The organism is Streptomyces sp. NPDC016469, from assembly GCF_040632905.1.
In the GTDB taxonomy this organism is placed as follows: domain Bacteria; phylum Actinomycetota; class Actinomycetes; order Streptomycetales; family Streptomycetaceae; genus Streptomyces.
The window spans coordinates 1-7,818 of the sequence record NZ_JBEYCQ010000070.1; the positions used below are offsets into that span (position 1 = coordinate 1).

At 65.1% G+C, this 7,818-nt stretch carries 7 protein-coding genes and 1 tRNA gene; 3 read left to right on the plus strand and 5 right to left on the minus strand.

Annotated features, from left to right (window positions below):
- Positions 1-65: 65 nt before the first annotated feature.
- The 4 genes from ABZ565_RS34980 to ABZ565_RS34995 all read right to left on the minus strand — a co-directional run bounded on the left by ABZ565_RS34980 (position 66) and on the right by ABZ565_RS34995 (position 4,779).
- Positions 66-449: a DUF6009 family protein gene (locus ABZ565_RS34980; protein WP_361036273.1), complete on the minus strand. Its 384-nt coding sequence runs from the start codon at positions 447-449 to the stop codon at positions 66-68.
- A 156-nt stretch (positions 450-605) separates the two neighbouring features.
- Positions 606-2,168 (minus strand): phage/plasmid primase, P4 family, encoded by a 1,563-nt coding sequence (locus ABZ565_RS34985; RefSeq protein WP_361036276.1) that lies wholly within the window; start codon positions 2,166-2,168, stop codon positions 606-608.
- Positions 2,165-3,229 carry a bifunctional DNA primase/polymerase gene (locus ABZ565_RS34990; protein WP_361036279.1) on the minus strand — a complete coding sequence of 355 codons (1,065 nt, stop codon included), beginning with the start codon at positions 3,227-3,229 and terminating at the stop codon, positions 2,165-2,167. The genes ABZ565_RS34985 and ABZ565_RS34990 overlap by 4 nt, the downstream gene beginning before the upstream one ends.
- Before the next feature lie 1,013 nt (positions 3,230-4,242).
- A complete protein-coding gene (locus ABZ565_RS34995) occupies positions 4,243-4,779 on the minus strand; it encodes a hypothetical protein (RefSeq protein ID WP_361036282.1) in 537 nt (178 codons plus the stop codon).
- 563 nt (positions 4,780-5,342) lie between these two features.
- On the opposite strand from ABZ565_RS34995, the gene ABZ565_RS35000 reads away from it, so the two are divergent.
- A complete protein-coding gene (locus tag ABZ565_RS35000) occupies positions 5,343-5,906 on the plus strand; it encodes an AAA family ATPase (protein ID WP_361036285.1) in 564 nt (187 codons plus the stop codon).
- 191 nt (positions 5,907-6,097) lie between these two features.
- On the opposite strand, the gene ABZ565_RS35005 is transcribed toward ABZ565_RS35000, so the two are convergent.
- On the minus strand, positions 6,098-6,520 hold the full coding sequence (locus tag ABZ565_RS35005) for a VOC family protein (protein WP_361036288.1): 423 nt from the start codon (positions 6,518-6,520) through the stop codon (positions 6,098-6,100).
- Positions 6,521-7,066: 546 nt separating this feature from the next.
- Here ABZ565_RS35005 and ABZ565_RS35010 point away from each other — a divergent pair.
- A tRNA-OTHER gene (locus ABZ565_RS35010) sits at positions 7,067-7,151 on the plus strand.
- A 145-nt stretch (positions 7,152-7,296) separates the two neighbouring features.
- Positions 7,297-7,581: a barstar family protein gene (locus tag ABZ565_RS35015; protein WP_361036291.1), complete on the plus strand. Its 285-nt coding sequence runs from the start codon at positions 7,297-7,299 to the stop codon at positions 7,579-7,581.
- Positions 7,582-7,818: the final 237 nt, after the last annotated feature.

Here is a 7,818-nt window from a genome sequence, read left to right on the forward strand (position 1 = left end):
GGGCCAGGCATCGCATAGGGCGATGCCTGGCCCAGGAGCATGACGGAGACCATCGGCTCCAGGACCTACGCTCCCGCGCGGGCAGGCGCTATCGCTCGCCCCTGCGAACGATCAGTCTTCACACCCGCACGGCGAGCAGCCACGGTGAGGGGATCAACAGCCTCGCCGGGCGAGCCGGTGCGGTAGTCGCCACACGGCTCGGAGTCCCGGTCGTGAGGCACGAGGTAGAAGACCCTGCGGTGGAACAGGCTCGTTTCGGGGTCACGTTGGACGGTGGACGAGAGTTCCGCGTAGCCCACCAGGCGGCCCAGGCCGTCGAAGGGCGGCTTGCCGACCCGGTAGGGAGTGGTGTGGACGGCCTGGCGCACGTACTCCAAAGGCGCGATGTCCTCCAGCCACACGATGGTGGATTCGCCGGCGACGTCCGTGTCAGTGAGTAGCGAGCTCATGGTGTCCGCACCCCTTTTCTACTCTCGGTTTCCTCGGGCTGGTCGCTCAAGCCTCGGGCCCGTGTCCACCTATCCTTCTTCAGTTTAGTAGGAGGCAGCGGCGCGGCGCAGTGACCACCTGACGCCTTTATGGACATTTCCATACAAGCTCCGCGCTTACTCGTCGCCGGTCCGCAGCGCCAGGCCAGGGTAGAACCGGACTCCATTGGACTTGATCATCTCGTCAGCGGACTTCAGCCCGAGTTCCTTCCGGACGCGATCGGCGAAGGCGCGTCCCGTGGCGGGCTTCACCTCCTCCTGGTGACACCACTGCTTGTAGAGCACATACAGCTGTGACTGCAGGACCTTCGCACTCGGGTGCTTGGCGGTGGCCTCATCCAGGAACCGCCCCACATGGTCCTCGGTCGCCGCGTAGCCGGCTGTGGCCATACGAACCCTCTTGGGCCCGTCGAGATTGTCGCGGTCGGCTCCTGGGGCTCGAGTCGCGAGGAAGCGGCGCGCTCCTTCGACCAGCCACGCGAGGATGCCCGGCCCTTCCTCTTCCACGAGAATCCGGGCCAGGTTGTCGATCTTCCGGTCGTCCTGGATTTTGTGCTCGAAGGGGATGAGCCGTAGACGACGCCAGAACGCATGGCCGCCTGTGGCGACTTCCGGGTAGTGGTTGCCGAGCAACCAGAGATGGTGAGTCGGCGGGAAGGTGAAGTAGTCCTGCCGCATGCGGCGCGCGGTCACCGGCTCGCCACCCGTCAGCTGTTTCATCCTCACTTCGTTGAAGCGGTCCGTCGCCTTCAGCTCACTGCACACCACGAGGCGGCGGCCGTAGAGTTCGGTCAGTTCCGTTGTGTGCTCGGTGTATCCGCCGCGATCCATGAGGAAGCCGGGGGGAGCGGAGTGCGCGTAGTCGCCGAGGATCTGCACGACTACATCGAGCAGCACGCTCTTGCCGTTGGCGCCCTCGCCGTGGCAGAAGGGGAGAACCTGCGCGCCGACGTCGCCAGTGACCGAGTACCCCAAGAGGATGTGGAGGTACTCGATCATCTCCTTGCCGTCGGCGTCGTCACCGAAGGTGTCGGTGAGGAAGGCGAAGAAGCGCGGGGTGCCCATCTCCGCGACCGGCGCTACGCGGGTGCAGCGAGAGTTGAAGTCTCGATAGGGGTCGGCCGGCCGAACGCGGCCCGTCTTGAGGTCGACCACGCCGGCCGGCGTGCACAGGGCGTACGGATCGCCATCGAGCTCTCCCGCGTCCAGCGACAGCATGGGCGAAGCCTTCGCCTGCTGCAGCATGGCCTTCATGCCGCTGGTGGACGATGAGTACCGACGGTGCCGTATGACATCCTGCTTCGAGAACACGCCGTGAGGATCAGCGGTGGGCATCTGGGAGGCCATGTCTCCTGCCGCCCAGATCGCGGCACTCTCGCCTCCGCGCAGCTTCCAGCGGCCGGCGTCCCAGGAGTACCAGCCGTTGCCGTCTACGTAGCGGAACTGACCCCTGTACATGTCCGCGAAGAGCTCAGCGTTTCCACGGTCCGTGAGGTCGTGGGGGAGTCGCCCCGGAGGTCGGCGGCTGGGGGCGCCGGCAAGGGGCTCGCTGACATCGCAACTGGCCTTCTGCGCGGGCAGGCCTGGAGCTTCGACGCCCAGCCCATCGTGCTCGATCATCTGTTGCGCGACGCTGTGCGGGTCAAAGCCCGCCTGCGCACGGTCGCTGGGGCTGCTCATGAACGTCCTTGGAGGTGGAGCGGGCGCATGGCCCCGGCCTTGAGTCCGTCGCGGATGGTTCGGGCAATCTTGCGTTGCTGCATGGGGCGTGCCGCCTCCGCGGCTTGCGTAAGACGGGCAACTGCCTCGACGTTCGACATGCGGCCGGCCGCGACAAGACCTCCCGCAGTGAATGCGGCTACGTTCAGCTTGCTTGTGAAGCCGGTGCCTTCGCCGGCTGAGGCGCAGGCACGCACGTCATCGAGCAGCCTGGTGAGCCCGTCGACGGCTTCCTTGGTTTGCCGGACGAGTGGACGCGAGGCCTTGGCCTGAGGCCCGCGTGAGGAAGCTATACCGTGGCCGGTCCGCATCAGCTCGTTCGCCAACCACTCAGGGAGGGGCGCAGGGGTCCGGACTGTCCCCAACGGTCTGTACGCGCCCTTTCTCGTGCGTACGCCAGGTGCTACGACGTATCCCCGCTCAGCCCGTACGTCGACCTGCCAGGCCAATGCCGCCTTGGCGCCGCCCCCGGACGAGGACCGAATGCGCATGCCGTCGGGGAGTGAGTACCAGACGTGCATGCCGCCGGATGCGGTCTCGACCCGGAGAGTCGTCTCGTCGTCACAGGGATTCTTCTGCCTGCGATAGGCCGCAAGCACCGCGAGAGTGTGGAACCCGTTTCTGAGACCAGCCAGGTCGATGGCCGGGGCGATAGAGATGCCTGGAAGCAGCCGGTCCCTGGAGGGGAGTTCGTTCGCGTGCGCGTCGATGTCGAGCACAACGATGCGAGCGGGGCCGCAGGAGACGGCCACACCGAACCGAGGCTGGATGCCCCACCACGTTCGGATTCGCATGACATCCGTCGTGGCGGCGTGAAATCCGTGGCACCACCGGCCCGCCGATGAGCACGAGCAGTGCTCCACGTGATGGTCATGTCGCCGACATGCCGGGCAGTTGGCTGCGGGGACCTTAAGGCCAGGAACGAGCGGATGTACGGGCCAGCCCCGCTGTGCGCACCAGATCGCCGTATCTACTGGAGGCGATTCCAGCGGTGCGAGAGAGGCTTCTGGAAGGCGGGACATCCTGCTCGGTCCTTGCTCAGGGTCTGAAGCACTGTACAAGCTGGAGGCAAAAGCGCTGGTCAGTGCGATGTCACTCGATCGGACAGGGGCTATAGGGGCTGAAGTTTCATGTCTGCAGCAGTGAGCCTAACGCAACACAGGGTCAGCGTCGGGAGGCTGGGGCAGAGAGTTGAAGCAATGCCTCAAGTTCAGCCCCTTCCGCCCCTCTCGACTTCTCAGCCGGCTTCGAGCTGTCCTGGGTTCCCCGTAGCGTTGATAGGCCGAAGGGCACCGACCAGACTTCCTGTATGCCACCTTTGCGCCTTTCCTGAGTGGCCGTAGGGCCTGAAACCTCAGCATTGACTCTGCTGGTCCCCTGCCCCTCAGACCGCCTCCGCGAAGGCGTGCCGAGACCGAAGACCGTCGACCCCAGTCACAGGGGCTGATCCTTGCCCAGGGACCGGTTCAGTCCCTCAGGGGCTGTCTTCCGCCCCTGAGTAAGAAATCTATTTGTGCAGGTCAAGGCCGTTGCCTCATCGCTGCCAGTGGCTGAAGGGGCTGAACTTCCAAGTTATCGGCGTGCCAGAGTCCTCACGCGCGCGGGCGCGCGCCTGAAAGAGGTACTTCTCGCGCGCGCCTGCATACCCCCGCACGCAAGCATGCTAATAACCAGGAAGTTCAGCCCCTTCAGCCACTGAAAGAGCGCACGAAGGTGCCCTGACCTGGGGATTCACTACAGCAAGCCGGGCAACTACACGCCCTGAATCCCGCCCCGCCCGCCCCTCAGGCTCTCTTAGCCCCTGCCGCAGCTGAGTGGGGCTGCTGGAAGCCCTCGTGCCGGACCTCGGGTCCGCCGTGGAATCGCGAACCGAACGGTCCGGTGCCTCAGCCAGCAGGAACTGCCCCCCCCCGCCCTGCTGGCCCACCTGCTGCCTGGTGACAGCCCCCAGAAGGCGTACCGAAGGATGCGAACAGGGCGTGAGTCGAATCTCCGACGACCACAACGGCCCAGTTGGAGATCACGCTGGTCTGACTCAGGAGGGCTGAGGCGGAGAGAGCTGCCATCGGCCCGAGTGACCGGGTGGCAGTCCCATGTCGCGCCGGATCGCCGTGTAGTACTTCTCCCGGGCCATTCGCTGCTTCTCGAGGTGCGCCAACCACGTGTCAGCGGTACAGCCGGGAGCACGCAGAAGGTCGGCAACCTCCATTACGGTAAGTGCCCACCCGTGCGCAGCCTCTACAACGTCGGGAGAGCCGAGCATCAGCAGCCCTTTTCCGGCTACGGACCGGGAGTCTGCAGCGTCGATCAGCAGGGGAGTTGCCTCTGCGGCCGGCAAGGGATGTGGATTACCGTCGTGGCCGAGATGTGCTGCGACGCGACAATGAAGCGTGACGGTCTTCTTCAACGTCAGCGCGTAGTCGGTGTAGGCCGCCAGCTGCTGCTCCTGCCGTCGGGCTGCGTGCTCCCGACGGAATCTCGCCCGATCGCCACGCATGACCACCACGTACGAGCCGAGGGCTCCGATCATCACCCCGAGCAGGGCGGGGAGTTGCTTTATGAAGTCTGACATCGCCGCATGGTAGTGCCCTCAAAGAAAGGACGACCAACTCTTCTTCTCCCTTGCAGCGGTCCCTGCCGCACTACTCGCCGGTCTGCTCACTCCATGGCTCGGAGCTGTCAACCAGCCTTGGGAATGGCTCGCAGACCACCTCGGCGTGAGGTGAAAGCCAGTCCGTGGCGAGACAGCTGACGCAACTCTGATTCAGCGACCTCGCGGTTCAGTCGCTGCTCCCAGATCTGCCCGGAAAGGCGTGCCGCCCAGGCCGACATGGTCCTCACCGGACCCCAAGACCAGGTTCCGCTGCTGTTCGTCGACGTCGACAACTGCCACGAGACCGCCGAGGATTTCGCGGGCAAGCTGGAAAGTACGCCCGCTTCCTCCACCGCCGCGTCAAGGACACGGCGAAGCGCAACCGGGGTGGCCCACTCGCTCACGGGGCGTGGGTGGGGCGTGCGTGAGTACCCTGGCGCTTTTCCCTGCGTACGCTGCGAGCATCGAGGCGTTTCGAGGAAGAGTTGCGGATGACTGAGAAGGCGTCTGTTCCACGAGAACCGCATCCAGGCGAGCCGCGGGTGACTGAGGCCACCCACGGCACCGTGGGGACCAGCGACACGCGCCTGATCGTGCTCCGAGGCAACAGCGCCTCGGGCAAGTCGTCCGTCGCAGCCGGCCTGCGCGAGAAGTTCGGCCGCAACCTCGCCATCGTCGCCCAGGACAACCTCCGCCGGATCGTGCTGCGCGAACGCGACCGGCCCGCCGGCGCCAATATCGGCCTGATCGACCTTACGGCCCGCTACGCCCTGGACCACGGCTTCCACGTAGTCATCGAAGGCATCCTGTACGGCGACCGCTACGGCACGATGCTCCAGGACTTGGTGCGCGCCCACCAGGGCGTCACACGGTGCTACTACTTCCGCGTGCCCTTCGAGGAGACGGTGCTCCGGCACGCGACGAAACCAGACGCCGAGTACCTTGCGCATGTCAACGAGGGACACCTACGCGACTGGTACCGGGAGAAGGACCTGCTCGCCAACGGCCTGGAGACCGTCATCGACGCTGCCAGCACCCTGGACGACACGGTCCAACAGATTCTCGCCGAGAGCGGCCTGGACCGCATTCCCCCGATCGACCGCTGAGGGCGCCACCGCAGGTACAGTCATCACCTTCTCCCCCATCCGCGAAGGCCCTGGTGCGCGCGTGCCGACGCACGGCTTCCTGCCAACTGATTAGTTGGGGTGTGGCTCTGTCGTGAGATTGTGCTGTTTCCCTCAGTAGTCGTGGCGGGGGTGGACGCTGGTGTGTGCCGGCGTGCCTGTTCGGGTGGCCGTTAGCCGGTGCTTGGTGACGGCGATGAGGTGCGTGGGCGATGGGCTCGAACGTCCACAGGGCGTCCATCGGGATCGCGAGCTGTCATCGTCCACTGCGTGGGCAGTGTTTCGATCTGTCCCACCGGCCATCCGGCGCCCAGGATTTGTTCGCGGACCTCACACAGTTGCGCGTGTGTTCCCACGCGCAACCCCCATCCGGCCTTGCCGAGGGGGTCGAGATCAGTGGTGGGGGCGGTAGCGGTTTCGACGATCATCAGGTGGTCATCGCCGCCGACGTCGATGACTGCGATCCGAGGATCAGACGGGGTTGCGGCCCGCTCGAATGCGAGCACCGCTCCGAGCAACTCCGTGTAGTACGCCACGAGCCGGTCAAGGTCGGTCGTGGACAGAGTCAGATGGTTGATTCCAAAGAGTTCGGGCATGGTGGGCCAACTTTAGTTCAGCCACTGGAGGGCACCTGGGTCGCGGTTGAGATGTGGTTACAGCGTCGAAGCCGGGCGGGCGGCCGTCGGCCGACCCTCGGCGGCGGGCACTCGACTTTGTGTCTGGCCTCGCCCGACCAAGCTCGGCCAGCCCTCCATGCGCTTCAACACCGCGAACTGCACGGCAAGTTGATCAAGAGTCTCATCCAGAATGCGCATACGACACCAACGAGCCCCAGCTCTGAAAGCAACATTTTAATGATCGGCAGACCCTTAGGCCAATGAGCCTGTCGGCCAGCGTGAAGCCGTTCAGTGAGGATTTCCCGTCTTCAAGTATCCAACGGCTCGCAGTCGTGTTTGCGGCGATGCTTTGACCGACCAGGGAACGAGGGTGTGTCGGGTGTGTCCAGCTGTGTCCTGACTGTCCTGAAGCGCAGGTGTATTCCAACTCTGCGAGGGCCGGCTCGCTGCTGCGCCGAGTGGGAGCACAGCGTGGTCTGCGAAAACGAGTGTGCTCTCAGGCCTGAGGGTACGTACGCTGCCTTTGGTCATGCATCGTCCAGCGGCCAAGGACACCGCACTCGGGTTCGCCCCGATGCGGAAACCCCGGTTCGAATCCGGGTGCTGGCCACCTCTTTGCATACGAGCTCTGGAAGGCCGGCCCGCGAGCCGTGGTCCCGCTTTCTCGGATAAGCCATGCGAGTCCAGTCCATATCTTAGGTCAAAATGAAGCAGAAAAAGGTTGGTCCGAGGGTGGGATGGGAGCGCGTGTGAGGGTGGAGATCGACGGTGCGGAGATCAGGTCGCAAGTGGATCTGCACAGGGTTCTGGCCGGCCCGTTGGACTTCGGTCCGTACTACGGGGCTAATCTCGCTGCGTTGTGGGACCGGCTGACGGTGGATGCGGAACGCCCTGTCGAGATCGTCTGGCGTCATGCCAGTGCTAGCCGGGCGCTGATGGGCGAGGAGCACTTCATCCAGGTCCGTGACCTGCTTGAGGCTGTCGCGGAGCAGGACCGGTCCCACGGGTGGGCTGAGCGGCTGACGATCGAGTTCGAGTAGCGCAGGCGAGTACAGGCACGGGCACCCGAGAAGCACCGAGGAACCGCCAGGCCTGTAGCCAGCAGCCCGCGGAGCGGGCATGGTCCGGGAGCGAAGCGGACGGGCCTAGGGGTGGAGCGAAGCGGAACCCCTGACAGTCCGCCACGAAGTGGCAGCCCGTCAGGGCCTCGCGAAGCGAGGCCCACTCACTGCGTTCACGCAGCGAAGCGGAGAGAACGCCCGCGCTCCGCGCGGACC

Bases quoted from the DNA above. Each gene is read 5' to 3' on its own strand.
- ABZ565_RS34980 (WP_361036273.1), bottom strand. From the start codon at position 449: ATGAGCTCGCTACTCACTGACACGGACGTCGCCGGCGAATCCACCATC.
- ABZ565_RS34985 (WP_361036276.1), bottom strand. From the start codon at position 2,168: ATGAGCAGCCCCAGCGACCGTGCGCAGGCGGGCTTTGACCCGCACAGC.
- ABZ565_RS34990 (WP_361036279.1), bottom strand. From the start codon at position 3,229: ATGTCCCGCCTTCCAGAAGCCTCTCTCGCACCGCTGGAATCGCCTCCA.
- ABZ565_RS34995 (WP_361036282.1), bottom strand. From the start codon at position 4,779: ATGTCAGACTTCATAAAGCAACTCCCCGCCCTGCTCGGGGTGATGATC.
- ABZ565_RS35005 (WP_361036288.1), bottom strand. From the start codon at position 6,520: ATGCCCGAACTCTTTGGAATCAACCATCTGACTCTGTCCACGACCGAC.